The sequence below is a fragment of the Pseudomonas sp. WS 5071 genome (genome assembly GCF_012985765.1).
In the GTDB taxonomy this organism is placed as follows: Bacteria; Pseudomonadota; Gammaproteobacteria; order Pseudomonadales; family Pseudomonadaceae; genus Aquipseudomonas; species Aquipseudomonas lundensis_A.
In genome coordinates, this window is the sequence record NZ_JAAQWY010000002.1 from 122,866 (window position 1) to 138,763 (window position 15,898).

The following is a 15,898-nucleotide window of genomic DNA, read 5'->3' on the forward strand; positions in this document are numbered from 1 at the left end:
AAGCAATTTGCGCACCAACTTTTTTTTGACGGCGAAAAAGCCCGGTTTGATTGGGCCAGGAGGTAAACGACAGGAAAGTGAAGAGGACGATAAGACGTAAAAACGGCGCAAGGGTGCCGTTTGCGGCAAGGCGTCGCCCATGCGACACCGTGCCGGTGCAGCGATTACACGCCTGGCTCAGTCTTTGCCGGGTTTGAGGATGTCGTATTCGCGCAGTTTATTGGCGATGGTGGTGTGCGAAACACCCAGCCGCTTGCCGAGCAAACGGCTACTGGGATGTTCGGAATACAGACGTTCCAACACCGTTTTCTCGAAACGGCCGACAATCTGATCCAACCCGCCCTCCATCGAAAACTCGCCCAGCGGCTGACGCACCCCGTAATCCGGCAAGCGAATGTGCTCAGCCTTGACCACGCCGCCATCACACAAAGACACGGCCTGAAACAGTACGTTTTCCAATTGGCGCACATTGCCCGGCCAGTGGTAATGACGCAGGCGGTCCATCGCAGCGGGCGCCAGGCGCGGCAACGCGCAGCCAATCTGACGGCTGGCCTGATCCAGAAAATGCTCGACCAGCGGCTCAAGCCCGTCCAGGCATTCGCGCAAAGGCGGGATGTGCAGCGACAGCACGTTCAGGCGGTGATAAAGGTCCTGACGAAATTCACCTTTTGCGCACAGTTCCGACAAATCCACTTGGGTGGCGCACATCACCCGCACATCGAGGTAGACCTCTTCATCACTGCCCACCCGACGGAAGCAACCATCCTGCAAGAAACGCAGGAGTTTGACCTGCAACCGCGGGCTCATTTCGCCCACACCATCGAGAAACAACGTACCGCCTGCGGTCAGCTCCAACAGCCCGAGCTTGCCTTCGGCCCGTGCCCCCTCAAAAGCCCCGGGGCCGTAACCGAACAGCTCGGTTTCGGCCATGGACTCCGGCAATCCGGCGCAGTTGAGTGCCATCAACGGCGACTGCCCGCGCGGGCTGGCGAGATGGCAGGCGCGCGCCAGTAGCTCTTTGCCCGTACCGGTTTCGCCTTCTATTAATAGAGGGGCATCCAGAGGCGCCATGCGCCGCGCCTCACGCACCACCGCGGCCATCACTTTGGAACTCTGGAAAATACTGTCAAAGCCGCGCAGCTCTTGTTTGCGCACGTTGTAAATCTGCTCGCCCACGCGGTCGGCGCGGTGCAGGGTCAGGACGGCGCCGGCCATGGCCTCGCTGTCATCGCTTTCCAATTGCAGGGGCGCAATATCCGCCAGAAAGACGTGCCCCTTGATCTTGACCCGCAACCCGTTGATCCGCGACTTGTTGGCGCGCACCAGCTCCGGCAGGTCGAAATCTTCGGCGTAGCGCGACAGCGCGATGCCGGGCACCTCATCCACGCGTACCCCGAGCAACTGAGCCGCAGCGCGGTTGGCCGCCACAATGGAGCCGCCCATGTCGATGGACAAGACCGGAAACTCCAGCGCGCCGAGCAATGCATTGAGCTCCATGTGCCGACGCTCGCTGGGCATCAGCCCTACGCGCTTGACGCCAAAGACACCGGCGATGGTCTCGAACTTGGGGCGCAGCGCCTGAAACTGCAGGTTAATCAGGTTCGGGCAATACAAGTAGATCGCATTGCCCTGGTCGCCGCCCACTTCACCGCGCTTGACGTTGATACCGTAGGCTACCAACAGGTTGAGGATGTCACGCAGGATGCCAATCCGGTTTTGGCAGTGAACTTTGATGCGCATGGCGGCAGGCTCGAATAGGTGGGCGAAGGGTCCAGGCAGCAGTGCGTTTGTGCGCTACCGGCGATTTCAACGTCACGTTTTTGTGACAGTTTGACGTTCGATTGGCATAAGAAGCTCTGCCCGGAACCCAACTCGTAACGAATAGTTTACGAATGCCGTGCATCATCCCAGCATTAACGGCTTTTCGCCAGCACCACTCTCGGGTCTTTTGGGGTATCACTAGGTCATCGCCACACACCGAATAATAAAAACGATTTCCTTGCGGAGAGCCCCATGAAGCAAACGAAATACGTCGCCCGCGAGCCTGATGCCGATGGCTTTATCGACTACACACCTGCCGAGCACGGGGTGTGGAACACGCTGATCACCCGCCAGTTGAAGTTGCTTGAAGGCCGTGCCTGCCCTGAGTACATGCAAGGCATCGACAAACTGGGCTTGCCCCACGACCGCATTCCGCAGTTGAGCGAGATCAACAAAGTCCTGGGTGAAACCACGGGGTGGCAGGTCGCACGCGTCCCGGCGCTGATCCCGTTTCAAACCTTCTTCGAATTGCTGGCCAATAAGCAGTTTCCGGTCGCGACATTTATTCGCACGCCTGAAGAGCTGGATTACCTGCAAGAGCCTGACATTTTTCACGAGATTTTCGGCCACTGCCCACTGCTGACCAACCCCTGGTTTGCAGAGTTCACCCACACCTACGGCAAGCTGGGTTTGCAAGCCACCAAGGAACAGCGCGTGTATTTGGCCCGCCTGTACTGGATGACCATTGAGTTCGGGCTGGTGGATACGCCTGAGGGCAAACGCATCTATGGCGGCGGGATTCTTTCATCGCCAAAAGAAACGGTTTACAGCCTGTCCTCAGAACCGGAACATCAGGCCTTCGACCCGCTGGAGGCGATGCGCACGCCTTACCGCATCGACATTTTGCAGCCGCTGTATTTTGTCTTGCCGGACTTGAAGCGACTGTTCGACCTCGCCCATGAAGACATCATGGGGCTGGTTGAAAAAGGCATGGCGCTGGGCCTGCATGCGCCCAAGTTTCCGCCTAAACCCAAGGCGGCGTGATCCGCCCCTTTGCTTACTTTTTTGCACACATAAGAAAAACTGACTTCAGGAACACACCATGAACGCACTGAACCAAGCCCACTGCGAAGCCTGCCGCGCCGATGCTCCACAGGTCAGCGACGAAGAACTGCCGGTACTGATCAAACAGATCCCGGACTGGAACATCGAAGTTCGCGACGGCGTGATGCAACTGGAAAAGGTCTTTCTGTTCAAAAACTTCAAATTCGCCCTGGCATTCACCAACGCCGTCGGTGAAATTTCCGAAGCGGAAGGCCATCACCCGGGCCTGCTGACTGAGTGGGGCAAAGTGACCGTGACCTGGTGGAGCCACTCCATCAAGGGCTTGCACCGTAACGACTTCATCATGGCCGCGCGCACTGACGAAGTGGCTAAAACCGCCGAAGGCCGCAAATGAAGCACTTCGCGGCCATTGGCCGGGTACCGGGGGACCCGATTCTGGGCCTGATGGACGCCTACAATCAGGACACCAACCCGAACAAGTTCGATTTGGGCGTGGGCGTGTACAAGGATGCCAACGGGCTGACGCCGATTTTGAAATCGGTCAAACAGGCCGAACAGCGCCTGGTGGACCAGCAGCAGACCAAAACCTACATCGGCGGGCATGGCGACAGCCGTTTTGGCCAGTTGATCAGCGAACTGGTGCTGGGTGCCGATTCGCCACTGTTGAGCGCCAAACGCGCCGGCGCCACCCAAACCCCGGGTGGCACCGGTGCCTTGCGCTTGAGTGCCGACTTTATTGCTCAATGCTTGCCGGGGCGTGGTATCTGGTTAAGCGACCCGACCTGGCCGATCCACGAAACCATTTTTGCCGCCGCCGGGTTGAAGATCAGCCACTACCCGTATGTGGGCAGTGACAACACGCTAAGCGTGGCCGCGATGCTGGCGGCGCTGGAACAGGCACCCAAAGGTGACGTGGTGCTGTTGCACGCCTGCTGCCACAACCCGACCGGCTTCGATCTGTCGCAAGACGACTGGCATCAGGTACTGGACGTGGTGAAGCGTCGCGAGCTGTTGCCGCTGATCGATTTCGCCTATCAGGGCTTCGGTGATGGCCTTGAGCAAGACGCGTGGTCCACGCGCCTGTTTGCCCGTGAACTGCCTGAACTGCTGATCACAAGCTCCTGCTCGAAAAACTTCGGCCTGTACCGCGAACGTGTGGGTGCCTTGATCGTGTGCGCCAGTGACGCCGAGAAACTGACGGACATCCGCAGTCAACTGGCCTACCTGGCGCGCAACCTGTGGTCCAACCCGCCGGACCATGGCGCTGCGGTGGTGGCGACCATCCTGGGTGACGAGCAACTTAAAACCCTGTGGGCCGCTGAAGTAGAAGCCATGCGCAGCCGGATCGCGCAATTGCGCAGCGGTCTGGTGGAGGCACTGACGCCCTTTGGCCTGGCCGAGCATTTTGCTCATATCACTCAACAGCGCGGGATGTTTTCCTACACTGGTTTGAGCGCCGATCAAGTGCAATTGCTGCGCGACAAGCACAGCGTGTACATGGTCGGTTCTGGACGCGCCAACATGGCCGGGGTCGACGGCACACGCCTGAACCTGCTGGCTAAAGCCATCGCACAGGTCTGCACGCACTGACGCGTTGAATCTGCCGGAGCGGGCACATTCGCTCCGGCAGCAACACGACAACCGCTACATGAAACGTTCGCCACCATCCCCCGCCAGATATAAAAAAAGACAAATTGTCACACCCGGTCATGTATCCTGCCCTAGCTTTTTAAAAGCGCGGAGTTACCCGGCGATTTAAAAACACACCTTGCGAGGAGCGCGACGATGCACGAAATCCCAAACCTCCCCTTCCCAAGCCTGCATGAAACTCAGCAGCCAACCCCGCAACACACCAGCGGCGAAAAAACCGCACTGGACGAGGCGCCTGAAAGCCTCAAGGCCGACAGCGAAGACTGACGGTTCGCACTCAGGCGGTGCGAAAAGCTTTCAGCTTTTCATACCGCCTGACACAATCGCCCCTCTTCTCTATTCCCCCGGACAACAGCGTGACTGACTCTTTCGACGACACACAGGCCAGCGTACTGATCGGCACAGCCGAGCAAATGATCGAGCTGTGGGACCGTCTTACCCCGGAAAAACAAGCCACCCTGCTCCAGCGTTTCGGCACGCAAGAAAACGCACTGGCCGCCCTGATCGCAACCCGACTGGTTGCACCGCTCTAACCCCGCAGGACCTGCCCCATGACCGAACAACGTCCACTGGCGATCACCCTGCAAGTGGTGTCCATCGTTCTGTTTACCTTCATTGGCTATTTGAATATCGGCATCCCGCTGGCCGTTCTGCCCGGCTACGTGCACAACCATTTGGGCTACGGCACGGTCATCGCCGGGCTGGTGATCAGCGTGCAGTATTTGGCCACCTTGCTCAGCCGCCCTTATGCCAGCCGCATCATCGACAACCTGGGCAGCAAACGCGCAGTGATGTATGGCCTGGCCGGGTGCGGGCTGAGCGGCGTCTTCATGCTGGTGTCCAGCGGGTTGTCGGCCATGCCTGCATTGAGCCTCATCAGCCTGCTGCTCGGCCGACTGGTATTGGGCAGCGCCGAAAGCCTGGTAGGCTCGGGTTCGATCGGCTGGGGCATCGGTCGCGTCGGTGCACAGAACACGGCCAAGGTCATTTCCTGGAACGGTATCGCCAGCTACGGCGCAATCGCCATCGGCGCGCCGCTGGGGGTAATGATGGTCAACCATTGGGGCATGTGGAGCATGGGCGCAAGCATCATCGCCTTGGCCGCCCTGGGCCTGCTGCTGGCATGGCCAAAGCTGGCCGCGCCGATTGTCAGTGGCGTACGCCTGCCGTTCCTGCATGTGCTGGGCCGGGTGCTGCCCCATGGCACCGGGCTGGCACTGGGCTCCATCGGTTTTGGCACCATCGCCACGTTTATCACCCTGTACTACGCAACCCGCAACTGGGAAAACGCCGTCCTGTGCCTGAGCCTGTTTGGCGCCAGCTTTATCGGGGCGCGGCTGCTGTTTGGCAACATGATCAATCGCCTTGGCGGCTTCCGGGTAGCGATCGCCTGCCTGAGCGTCGAAACCGTGGGCTTGCTGCTGTTATGGCTGGCGCCAAACCCGCAACTGGCATTGGCCGGTGCGGCATTGAGCGGGTTTGGCTTTTCGCTGGTGTTCCCGGCCTTGGGGGTCGAGGCGGTGAACCTGGTGCCCGCTTCCAGCCGGGGCGCGGCCGTTGGGGCGTATTCGCTGTTCATTGACTTGTCACTGGGCATTACTGGCCCGCTGGTGGGCGCCGTGGCAGCCGGTTTCGGCTTTGCGTCGATCTTCCTGTTCGCCGCACTGGCCGCGTTCAGCGGGCTGATGCTGAGCCTGTATCTGTACCGACAGGCACGCAACCGCTAACCAGCGACGCCTAGAAATCCACTTTGCCGCGCCCGGCCTTGATCGTGCCGCGCTTGCTCTTGGACTCCAGCCGACGGGTTTTAGACCCCAACGTCGGCTTGGTCGGACGACGTTTTTTCTCCACCTTGGTTGCACTGACGATCAGCTCAAGCAAGCGTTCAAGGGCATCGGCGCGGTTTTGCTCCTGGGTACGGTATTGCTGCGCCTTGATGATGAGCACGCCCTCACTGGTAATCCGACTGTCACGCAGCGCCAGCAACCGCTCCTTGTAAAACGGCGGCAAGGACGAGTTGGGAATGTCGAAGCGCAGGTGCATGGCGCTTGAAACTTTGTTGACGTTCTGCCCGCCCGCACCCTGGGCGCGAATGGCCGTGAGTTCGATCTCGGCGTCAGGGATGTGGACGTTGTTGGAGATGACCAGCATTAAAAAGGGTCCTTTATCAGGGCCTGCAGGATACCCCACAAACGACAAACCCGGCGCAATGGCCGGGTTTGTCATGACGAACCGCTCAGCTTATTTGGCTGAACTGTAAGCCGCTGCCGAGGCGTGCACCTCGCGCTTGCTCTTGATCAGGTAGCAGACCCACATGAAGATCACCCACACCGGGATCGCGTAAACCGACACGCGGATGCCCGGGATCATCAGCATGATGACCAGAATGAACGCCACAAACGCCAGGCACACATAGTTGCCGTAGGGGTACCACAAGGCCTTGAACAACGGGGTTTGTGCCGTTTTGTTCATGTGCTGGCGGAACTTGACGTGGGAAAAGCTTATCATCGCCCAGTTGATGACCAAGGTAGCTACCACCAGCGACATCAGCAGTTCCAGTGCATCGTGAGGCATCAGGTAGTTGAGCAGCACCGCAATGACGGTCACGGCAGCCGAGGCCAGAATCGAGTTTACCGGCACGCCGCGCTTGTCGATTTTGGACAGCACTTTCGGTGCGTCACCTTGTTGAGCCATACCCAACAGCATGCGGCTGTTGCAGTACGTGCCGCTGTTGTACACCGACAATGCAGCGGTCAAGACCACAAAGTTGAGGATGTGTGCCGCAGTGTTGCTGCCCAGCATCGAGAACACTTGCACGAACGGGCTGCTGCTGTAGCTGTCGCCACCGGCGTTCAGGGTTTCAAGCAGCGAATCCCATGGCGTCAGGGACAACAGCACTACCAGGGCGCCGATGTAGAAAATCAGGATGCGGTAGATCACCTGATTGATCGCTTTCGGGATCACGGTGCGCGGCTTGTCGGCTTCAGCGGCGGTGAAACCGAGCATTTCGAGCCCACCGAAAGAGAACATGATGAACGCCATGGCCATCACCAGGCCGGTCATGCCATTAGGGAAAAACCCGCCGTGTTCCCACAGGTTGCTGACCGACGCTTGCGGGCCGCCGCTGCCACTGACCAGCAAATAGCTGCCCAGAGCAATCATGCCGACAATGGCCACGACCTTGATGATGGCGAACCAGAATTCAGCCTCGCCAAAGACTTTGACGTTGGTCAGGTTGATGACGTTAATCAGCACGAAAAAAGCCGCCGCCGAGGCCCAGGTCGGGATCTCGGGCCACCAGTAGTGCACGTACTTACCGACCGCGGTCAGCTCTGACATACCTACCAGGATGTACAGCACCCAGCAGTTCCAGCCCGACATGAAGCCAGCGAAACCGCCCCAGTATTTGTGTGCAAAGTGGCTGAAAGAGCCGGCAACCGGCTCTTCGACAATCATTTCGCCCAACTGGCGCATGATCATGAAGGCAATAAAGCCGCAGATCGCATAGCCCAGAATCATCGACGGGCCGGCCGATTTCAGCACACCGGCCGAGCCGAGGAACAGGCCTGTACCAATCGCGCCACCCAGGGCAATCAGTTGGATATGACGATTTTTCAGGCCGCGTTTAAGCTCGCCCGAATGCGAGGTTTGTCCACTCATTGAAAAGGGTCCCACACAAGGTTTGATGTCATTCAGTGCGTTTTCGCTTGAGCACCGGCAGTGATCGAAGGGTCTACAACACAAATCAAACCCCAGCGCAGGCGCCAGGAATCCAAGGTTGTTTCACGAGTCATGCGTCACCTGTTTGTTTTTATCTGTGACGGAATCGGACCCGCAATGCTTATGGCATCGCGGAGTTTACAAGGCGGGTTTGCCTCGAGGTTTTGGCCAGTCAGCACATCGCTGAGCGGCGCAAAATGCGCGGGTACGCAATTGAGTCACAGGTAAAACGCCGCGCATTGTACACCTGCTCGAAGGCAAGATCCCATCACACCGCCGCTTGCAATACGAAACAAGCCGCAGATGAGTCCTCAAACGTCACAAATCTGTAAAACGCGGAACATTTCCTATACACAAAGTGATCATTTCGCGCGAACGCTTGATAAACGGCACAAAACGTCACGTTTACTTGACGACTCGTAAAGAAATATTTCCACTGTAAACGCCCCGTGGCACTGAGCGACCGATTGCCGCAGGTCTAATTCATTGATTTTGAATGAATAAACCAAACACTCAGTCAGCTGGCAGCGCCATTGTGCGGATCGGGTTTTTGAAACCCCAAAAAAAAACGCCAGCCCGAAGGCTGGCGTTTCTTGAACGGCGTTAAACGCTTATTGCGGCTTGCGACGACCGAAGCCAGGACGCTGACCCGAACCGGCCGGGGCGCCACGACGCTTGCCTGACGGCGCATCGTCAACCAGTTTTGGACCCTGGCGAGACGGCTTGGCAGGACGCTTGTTGACGTCGCTCGGGCGCTCGGCAACCGGCGCACCGCGGCCCGCAGGCACGCGATCAGTGCGGCCGGCTGGCTTGCGCGCAGGACGCGCAGCCTCATCACGGGCCGGACGACCCGGGCGCTCACCTTCGATGTGCGGCTGGCGCGCTGGACGCGGGGCAGCAGGCTCACCGTTGGCAGGGCGCAAGGTGCGGGCAACACGGTCGGCACGGGCCACAGGACGCGACGACTTGCGCTGCATACGCTCAAGCTTGTCTTTGCTCTTGGCATTCATCTCAGGCATGGCAACCGGTGTGAGACCGACTTCAGCACTGAGGATGTCCACCTCGTACTGACTCATTTCACGCCAGCGACCCATCGGCAGGTCAGAGTTGAGGAACACCGGGCCGAAACGCACGCGTTTCAGGCGGCTGACCACCAACCCTTGGGATTCCCACAGACGACGCACTTCGCGGTTACGGCCTTCCATCACCACGCAGTGATACCAGTGGTTGAACCCTTCGCCACCCGGTGCCTGTTTGATGTCGGTAAAGCGCGCAGGGCCGTCTTCCAGCACCACGCCCGCCTTGAGGCGCTCGATCATCTCGTCATCCACTTCACCACGCACACGTACCGCGTATTCACGGTCCATTTCGTAGGAAGGGTGCATCAGGCGGTTGGCCAGCTCACCGTCAGTGGTGAACATCAGCAAACCGGTAGTGTTGATGTCGAGACGACCGATATTGATCCAGCGGCCTTCTTTCGGACGCGGCAATTTGTCGAACACGGTTGGACGGCCTTCAGGGTCGTCACGGGTGCAGATTTCGCCATCGGGCTTGTTGTACATGATCACGCGGCGCACCGATTCGGCAGCCTCTTCGCGCTTGATCACTTTGCCATCGATGGAAATGGCGTCATGCAGGTCAACGCGCAAACCCAGCGTTGCATCCTTGCCATTGACCTTGATCCGGCCCTGGCTGATCCAGGCCTCTACGTCGCGACGCGAACCGACGCCAATACGGGCGAGGACCTTTTGCAGCTTCTCGCCTGCTGGGCCAATTTCCTGGTCGTCTTTAGGGGTTAAATCACTCATCTGGGCACCTCCCGGTGTGTCAATTCAGGCGGGCGCCTGAAGTGTTAAAAATAGGCCCTGGCACGCGACTGCGCGCCGAAGGGTCGCGAATCATACGCTGATCTTGCGCATTTCGCATCAAAGGCCGGGCGTGTTCTGCCCGGTCTATTTCTTTTTCCGCCGGCCGGTGGCGCCAAGCGCAAGCAAACGCAGGTCAGCTTGCGCCAGCACCCCACGCTTTTCGTCTTTGTCGAGTTTCTTCCAGGCCTTGATTTCACGCTTGGTGCGCCCGCACCCGATACAGACGTCATCGGAGAACTTGCAGACGCTGATGCAGGGATCTTTGGTTGAACTCATCACCTGTGCTCCCGTTACGTGGGGTCGCTGAGAATGCGCGGTCGGCCGGATCACTCTTCGCGTTCAAGACGCTCCTGCTCGATGGCTTCGGCCAATGCCCGCGCTTCGGCGTCTTCGTCGCTCATTCCGGGCTGTAACTCCAGCGCCGCCACCGCCGCCAGCAACTGGCTACGTGCCTGCTCTGCATCACTTGGTTGCAGCGCGGGTTCGACTTCAGGTTCAACCGCCATTTCAGGCGCAACCGCCTCTTTGGCCAAGTCGTCACGCAGCAAGTCGTCAAAGTCGATTTTCAGACCTTCTTCCATGGAATCCAGTTCCGTCAACAGGGTGCGGAAGCTGGTTTCGTCTTTCGGCTCTTCAGGCTCGGCGCTGGCATCCGCCAACGCCTGAATGTGCTCGGGCACAGGCGCATCGTCGAAATCGAGAATCGGGTCGGGCTCCAGTTCGCGCAATTCAGCCAGTGGCGGCAGGTCGTCAAGGTTTTTCAGGTTGAAGTGATCGAGAAATGCCTTGGTGGTGGCAAACATCGCAGGACGGCCCGGCACTTCGCGATAGCCCACGACGCGAATCCACTCACGCTCCAGCAAGGTTTTGACGATGTGGCTATTGACCGCCACGCCCCGCACATCTTCGATCTCGCCACGGGTGATGGGCTGTCGGTAAGCGATCAGCGCCATGGTTTCAAGCATCGCCCGGGAATAGCGCTGCGGGCGCTCTTCCCACAAACGCCCGACCCACGGCGAAAACGTGTCGCGGATTTGCAGGCGGTAGCCGGACGCTACCTCTTTAAGCTCAAAAGAGCGGCCCTGGCAGGATTTTCGCAGCAGCTCCAACGCTTTTTTAAACACGGGCGGCTCCGGACGCTCGCCCTCCTCAAACAGCTCGAACAAACGCTCAAGGCTTTGCGGCTTGCCCGAGGCCAACAGAAACGCCTCCAGCAACAGGGCCAGCTCGCGGGGATCAGTCAAATTCATGGTTTCAGCTCTTTATTCGGCTCGCGCCCGCACATGGATCGCCGCGTAGGGCTCGTTTTGCACCAACTCGATCAAGGATTCCTTGACCAGCTCAAGGATGGCCATAAACGTCACCACCACACCCAAACGCCCTTCTTGTGCCGTAAACAGTTCGACAAATGGCACAAAGCCACCGCCTTTCAGGCGTTCCAGCACATCGCTCATGCGCTCGCGGGTGGACAGGGCTTCGCGGCTGACCTGATGGCTTTCAAACATGTCGGTACGCCGCAGCACCTCGGCCATCGACATCAACAACTCTTCAAGGGCCACGTCCGGCACCAGCTTGCGCGCCCGGGCTTCGGGGGCATCCAGTTTGGGCACAAACACGTCACGCCCTACCCGCTCAAGCTCGTCAATGCCTTGCGCCGCAGCTTTAAAACGCTCGTACTGCTGCAAGCGGCGAATCAGTTCGGCACGTGGGTCGCCCTCGTCTTCTTCAACCTCGGCTGAACGCGGTAACAGCATGCGCGATTTGATTTCGGCCAGCATGGCCGCCATCACCAAGTATTCGGCGGCCAACTCCAGACGCACGGTCTTCATCAGCTCGACATACCCCATGTACTGGCGAGTGATTTCCGCCACCGGGATGTCGAGGATGTCGATATTCTGTTTGCGGATCAGGTACAGCAGCAAGTCAAGCGGGCCTTCGAACGCGTCGAGAAACACCTCCAGCGCATCCGGGGGGATGTACAGGTCTTGCGGCATTTCAATGACGGCCTGGCCGTAGACCATGGCGAACGGCAACTCTTGCTGCGCATCGGCTTGCGGGTCTACAGGTTCAATCACTTCAACGTCAGACATCAGGCCTCGACCATAAAGGGCGTGGGATCACCGCAACCCACCCGTACCACCTGCGGTTCGTCATCCACCAGGCTGATTACGGTACTGGCTTTGTGCCCACCGAAACCGCCATCAATGATCAGGTCGACCTGTTTTTCCAGCCTGTCGCGGATCTCGTAGGGATCTTCCATCGGCTCGGTTTCACCCGGCATGATCAGCGTGACACTCATCAGCGGCTCGCCCAGTTCAGCCAGCAGGGCCAAGGCCAGCGGATGGCTGGGCACGCGCATGCCGATGGTACGGCGCTTGGGATGCAACAGCAGGCGCGGCACTTCACGGGTGGCGTTGAGAATGAACGTATACGGGCCCGGCGTATGAACCTTAAGCAACCGGAACGTGCCGGTATCGACCTTGGCGAACAGGCCCAGTTGCGACAGGTCGCGGCACATCAAAGTGAAGTTGTGTTTGTCGTCCAGATTACGCAGGCGTTTGATGCGATCAATCGCATCCTTGTTGCCCATTTGGCAACCGACAGCGTAGGACGAATCGGTGGGGTAAATCACCACACCGCCTTTTTTAATGATCTCGACCGCCTGTTTGATCAGACGCGGCTGAGGATTCTCCGGATGAATCTGGAAAAATTGACTCACGTTGTGTACCTGTTCAGACGTTGGCTGTGGACGGGTCCAATTTGAAACGAGACCACAGAGGCGGCAGGTCGTCCGGTAGCGGGCGGTATTCGCCGATCTCGGACCATCCTCCCGGGCCATGAAAATCGCTGCCGGCAGTCACCAGCAAACCGAACTCACGGGCCAGAATCGCTAGGCTGCCCACTTGATCGGCGGGTTGATAGCCATTGACCACCTCGATTGCGTGACCTCCCGCTTGAATATAGTCGCCAATCAGGCGCCGACGCTTGCTGCGAGTGAAATCGTAATGCGAAGGATGCGCCAGGCTGACCCAGGCCCCTGCTGCACGCAGGGTGCCCACGGTCTCTTCCAGCGTCGGCCAATGCTGCTTGACGTCGCCCAGCTTGCCGGCACCCAGCCATTTGCGAAACGCTTCGGCGCGGTCCTTGACGTAGCCGGCCTCGACCAGAAAATCAGCGAAATGTGGACGCGCCGGGGCGTTACCGCTGTCACCCAGCGCAGCCTGAATGGCCCGCGCGCCTTCGAGTGCGCCGGGCATGCCTTTAAGGGCAAGCTTGCGGCTGATTTCTTCGGCCCTTAGCCAGCGACCATCATGCAACGCCGCAATGGCCTGGACCAACGCCGGGGCCTGAACGTCAAAACCGTAACCCAATATATGAATCGTGGCGCCGCCCCAGGTACAGGACAATTCAACGCCGTTCACCAGTTGCATGTTCAGCGCCTGAGCCGCTGTGCGAGCCTCATCAAGGCCCTCAAGTGTGTCGTGATCGGTCAGGGCCAGGACTCGCACACCTTTCTCGAACGCACGCGCCACCAGAACCGCAGGCGCCAACGCGCCGTCCGACGCTGTGCTATGGCAATGCAAGTCAATTTCCACGGGGATTTAATAACCTCTAGCTGACGCTTTCGCTGTCATTGATGTTTGTTATTATGCCGCCACATCCTGCTTCTGGCTGCCACTGTGAAACAATTCATCGACTTCATCCCGCTGCTACTGTTTTTCATCGTCTACAAAATCGAGCCACGCGCCGTCGACATTGCAGGCCATAGCCTGACCTTCGGGGGCATTTTCAGCGCGACCGCCATGCTGATCATCAGCTCATTGGTGGTGTACGGCATTCTGTTTTTCAAACAACGCAAACTTGAAAAAAGCCAATGGCTGACGCTGATTGCCTGCCTGGTATTCGGCAGCCTGACGCTTGCGTTCCACAGCGAGACCTTCCTCAAGTGGAAAGCCCCGGTGGTGAACTGGCTGTTTGCGCTGGTGTTTGCCGGTAGCCACTTTATCGGTAACACACTGCTGATCAAACGCGTCATGGGCCACGCCCTGAGCCTGCCGGATGCCGTGTGGACACGCCTGAACCTGGCGTGGATCGCCTTTTTTGTGTTCTGCGGTGCCGCCAACCTGTTTGTGGCGTTCACTTTCCAGAGCATCTGGGTCGACTTCAAAGTCTTCGGCAGCCTCGGCATGACCGTGCTGTTCCTGGTGGGCCAGGGCATTTACCTGTCGCGCCACCTGCATGATTCCGACACTCCAACCTCCAAAACCGAGGATTGACATGCTCTACGCAATCATTGCCACTGATGTCGACAACTCGCTTGAAGCACGTCTGGCCGCACGCCCGGCGCACCTTGAGCGCTTGCAGCAACTCAAACAGGAAGGCCGAGTGGTCCTGGCTGGTCCGCACCCGGCCATCGACAGCAATGACCCGGGCCCGGCCGGTTTCAGCGGCAGCCTGATTGTCGCGGAGTTCGACTCGCTCAGCGCTGCGCAAGCATGGGCCGACGCCGATCCGTACGTGGCTGCCGGCGTGTATGCCCACGTGACCGTCAAGCCGTTCAAGCAAGTTCTGCCCTGAGCCCACGGCGCAGCGTGACCGCACCTGCGGTTCGCTGCGCTGTTGGCCTCATTCTTTCCGATCAGCGGCCGACAACCTCTCCGAATCCCGCCAGGAATGAGGAGTTGCGATGCGCCAAGGTTTGCTGTGTGTGCTGTTGATCATGTTATCGCTGGGCCATCTCGCCCATGCTGAAGACGCTCCCGCCCCCGATACTTCCGTGCCGCTTTCATTGAGCGCCGGTGCGCGCATCACTGACTTGCAGCAGCGCCTGGCCGACAGTGAACGCCTGCGCGGTGAACTGACTCAGGCCCTGAAAAACGCCGACACCACGCGCGAAAGCAGCCAGCTCGCACAACTGCGCAAGGAAAACCAGCAACTCAAGCAGCAGCTCGAAAAAAACGGTTCCAGCCCGGGTTTTAACCTGCTGACTGATTCACAACAGTGGTTTGTGATTGGTGGCGCAGTTGCCCTATTGGCCCTACTCTGCGGTATCTTCGCCGGCGGCGGACGTAAACAGCGTCGGCAATGGCTATAAATAGAGTGAGTCATGAGCGACCTGTTACTGATAGATGATGACCAGGAGTTGTGTGAACTCCTGACCAGCTGGCTGAGCCAGGAAGGCTTTCATGTGCGCGCTTGCCACGATGGTTTGAGCGCACGCAAGGCATTGAGCGAATCAAGCCCCGACGCCGTAGTTCTGGATGTGATGCTGCCCGACGGCAGCGGCCTGGAACTGCTTAAGCAATTGCGTAACGACCACCCGGAGCTGCCGGTGCTGATGCTCTCGGCCCGGGGCGAGCCGCTGGACCGCATTCTGGGGCTGGAGCTGGGGGCCGATGATTACCTGGCCAAGCCTTGCGACCCGCGGGAGCTGACCGCGCGCCTGCGTGCCGTGCTGCGACGCAGCCACCCGGCGCCCGCGTCAAGCCAGATGGAGCTGGGCGACCTGTGCTTCAGCCCCATGCGCGGCGTGGTCACCCTCAATCAACATGACATCACCCTCACTGTCTCCGAAAGCCGCATCCTCGAAGCGCTGCTGCGCCAACCGGGCGAGCCGCTTGACAAGCAGGAACTGGCGCAACTGGCGCTGGGCCGCAAACTGACATTGTATGACCGCAGCCTGGACATGCATGTCAGCAACCTGCGCAAGAAGATCGGCCCTCATCCGGACGGTCGCCCGCGCATTGTGGCACTGCGCAGCCGCGGGTATTTCTATAGCGCTTGATGCGCGTGTGTAAACCCGAGGCAAACCCCTCTTTACTCAAGCTTTACGC

The 15,898-nt window shown here is 59.0% G+C and carries 19 protein-coding genes; 10 read left to right on the plus strand and 9 right to left on the minus strand.

The features are described 5' to 3' along the window. Positions 1–177 precede the first annotated feature (177 nt). Positions 178–1,740, minus strand: a complete 1,563-nt coding sequence (locus tag HBN61_RS01765; RefSeq protein WP_094992301.1) for a sigma-54-dependent transcriptional regulator — start codon at positions 1,738–1,740, stop codon at positions 178–180. A gap of 273 nt (positions 1,741–2,013) precedes the next feature. Between HBN61_RS01765 and phhA the strand changes: the two genes are divergently transcribed. The 6 genes from phhA to HBN61_RS01790 all read left to right on the plus strand — a co-directional run bounded on the left by phhA (position 2,014) and on the right by HBN61_RS01790 (position 6,203). After that, positions 2,014–2,805, plus strand: coding sequence for a phenylalanine 4-monooxygenase (gene phhA, locus HBN61_RS01770; RefSeq protein ID WP_094992302.1), 792 nt, complete (start codon positions 2,014–2,016; stop codon positions 2,803–2,805). 58 nt (positions 2,806–2,863) lie between these two features. Then, positions 2,864–3,220, plus strand: a complete 357-nt coding sequence (locus HBN61_RS01775; protein WP_094992303.1) for a 4a-hydroxytetrahydrobiopterin dehydratase — start codon at positions 2,864–2,866, stop codon at positions 3,218–3,220. Then, complete coding sequence (locus tag HBN61_RS01780; protein WP_170046041.1) at positions 3,217–4,416, plus strand: amino acid aminotransferase; 1,200 nt, start codon at positions 3,217–3,219, stop codon at positions 4,414–4,416. Before HBN61_RS01775 ends, HBN61_RS01780 begins: the two co-directional genes overlap by 4 nt. A gap of 195 nt (positions 4,417–4,611) precedes the next feature. Continuing rightward, on the plus strand, positions 4,612–4,743 hold the full coding sequence (locus HBN61_RS22550; RefSeq protein ID WP_262373482.1) for a hypothetical protein: 132 nt from the start codon (positions 4,612–4,614) through the stop codon (positions 4,741–4,743). 89 nt (positions 4,744–4,832) lie between these two features. Next, the gene (locus tag HBN61_RS01785; protein WP_094992305.1) at positions 4,833–5,009 is read left to right on the plus strand and encodes a hypothetical protein; all 177 of its coding nucleotides are present in this window, start codon (positions 4,833–4,835) and stop codon (positions 5,007–5,009) included. A gap of 18 nt (positions 5,010–5,027) precedes the next feature. Beyond that, positions 5,028–6,203 carry an MFS transporter gene (locus tag HBN61_RS01790; RefSeq protein WP_170046042.1) on the plus strand — a complete coding sequence of 392 codons (1,176 nt, stop codon included), beginning with the start codon at positions 5,028–5,030 and terminating at the stop codon, positions 6,201–6,203. Between the two features lie 10 nt (positions 6,204–6,213). On the opposite strand, the gene arfB is transcribed toward HBN61_RS01790, so the two are convergent. From arfB to HBN61_RS01830, 8 genes are all read right to left on the minus strand, one after another. After that, the gene (gene arfB, locus HBN61_RS01795) at positions 6,214–6,627 is read right to left on the minus strand and encodes an alternative ribosome rescue aminoacyl-tRNA hydrolase ArfB (RefSeq protein ID WP_094992307.1); all 414 of its coding nucleotides are present in this window, start codon (positions 6,625–6,627) and stop codon (positions 6,214–6,216) included. Between the two features lie 90 nt (positions 6,628–6,717). After that, positions 6,718–8,136: an amino acid permease gene (locus HBN61_RS01800; RefSeq protein WP_094992308.1), complete on the minus strand. Its 1,419-nt coding sequence runs from the start codon at positions 8,134–8,136 to the stop codon at positions 6,718–6,720. Between the two features lie 671 nt (positions 8,137–8,807). Beyond that, entirely contained in the window at positions 8,808–10,004 is a 1,197-nt protein-coding gene (gene rluB / locus HBN61_RS01805) for a 23S rRNA pseudouridine(2605) synthase RluB (RefSeq protein WP_169963536.1), read from the minus strand. 144 nt (positions 10,005–10,148) lie between these two features. After that, positions 10,149–10,340 carry a DUF1289 domain-containing protein gene (locus tag HBN61_RS01810; RefSeq protein WP_094992310.1) on the minus strand — a complete coding sequence of 64 codons (192 nt, stop codon included), beginning with the start codon at positions 10,338–10,340 and terminating at the stop codon, positions 10,149–10,151. A 50-nt stretch (positions 10,341–10,390) separates the two neighbouring features. Then, positions 10,391–11,314 (minus strand): SMC-Scp complex subunit ScpB, encoded by a 924-nt coding sequence (scpB, locus tag HBN61_RS01815; RefSeq protein ID WP_170046043.1) that lies wholly within the window; start codon positions 11,312–11,314, stop codon positions 10,391–10,393. A gap of 12 nt (positions 11,315–11,326) precedes the next feature. Continuing rightward, positions 11,327–12,154, minus strand: coding sequence for a segregation and condensation protein A (locus HBN61_RS01820; protein ID WP_094992312.1), 828 nt, complete (start codon positions 12,152–12,154; stop codon positions 11,327–11,329). Next, positions 12,154–12,783, minus strand: coding sequence for an L-threonylcarbamoyladenylate synthase (locus tag HBN61_RS01825; protein WP_170046044.1), 630 nt, complete (start codon positions 12,781–12,783; stop codon positions 12,154–12,156). Before HBN61_RS01825 ends, HBN61_RS01820 begins: the two co-directional genes overlap by 1 nt. Before the next feature lie 13 nt (positions 12,784–12,796). Then, entirely contained in the window at positions 12,797–13,660 is an 864-nt protein-coding gene (locus HBN61_RS01830; RefSeq protein WP_169963542.1) for a PHP domain-containing protein, read from the minus strand. 84 nt (positions 13,661–13,744) lie between these two features. Here HBN61_RS01830 and HBN61_RS01835 point away from each other — a divergent pair, with 84 nt between their 5' ends. The 4 genes from HBN61_RS01835 (at position 13,745) to HBN61_RS01850 (ending at position 15,849) form a co-directional block, all read left to right on the plus strand. Further along, positions 13,745–14,341, plus strand: coding sequence for a septation protein A (locus tag HBN61_RS01835; protein ID WP_094992315.1), 597 nt, complete (start codon positions 13,745–13,747; stop codon positions 14,339–14,341). Between the two features lies 1 nt (position 14,342). Next, on the plus strand, positions 14,343–14,642 hold the full coding sequence (locus HBN61_RS01840; protein WP_094992316.1) for a YciI family protein: 300 nt from the start codon (positions 14,343–14,345) through the stop codon (positions 14,640–14,642). A 109-nt stretch (positions 14,643–14,751) separates the two neighbouring features. Further along, positions 14,752–15,159 carry an SH3 domain-containing protein gene (locus HBN61_RS01845; RefSeq protein WP_170046045.1) on the plus strand — a complete coding sequence of 136 codons (408 nt, stop codon included), beginning with the start codon at positions 14,752–14,754 and terminating at the stop codon, positions 15,157–15,159. Positions 15,160–15,171: 12 nt separating this feature from the next. Continuing rightward, positions 15,172–15,849, plus strand: a complete 678-nt coding sequence (locus HBN61_RS01850) for a response regulator transcription factor (RefSeq protein ID WP_094992318.1) — start codon at positions 15,172–15,174, stop codon at positions 15,847–15,849. The last annotated feature ends 49 nt before the right edge of the window (positions 15,850–15,898 follow it).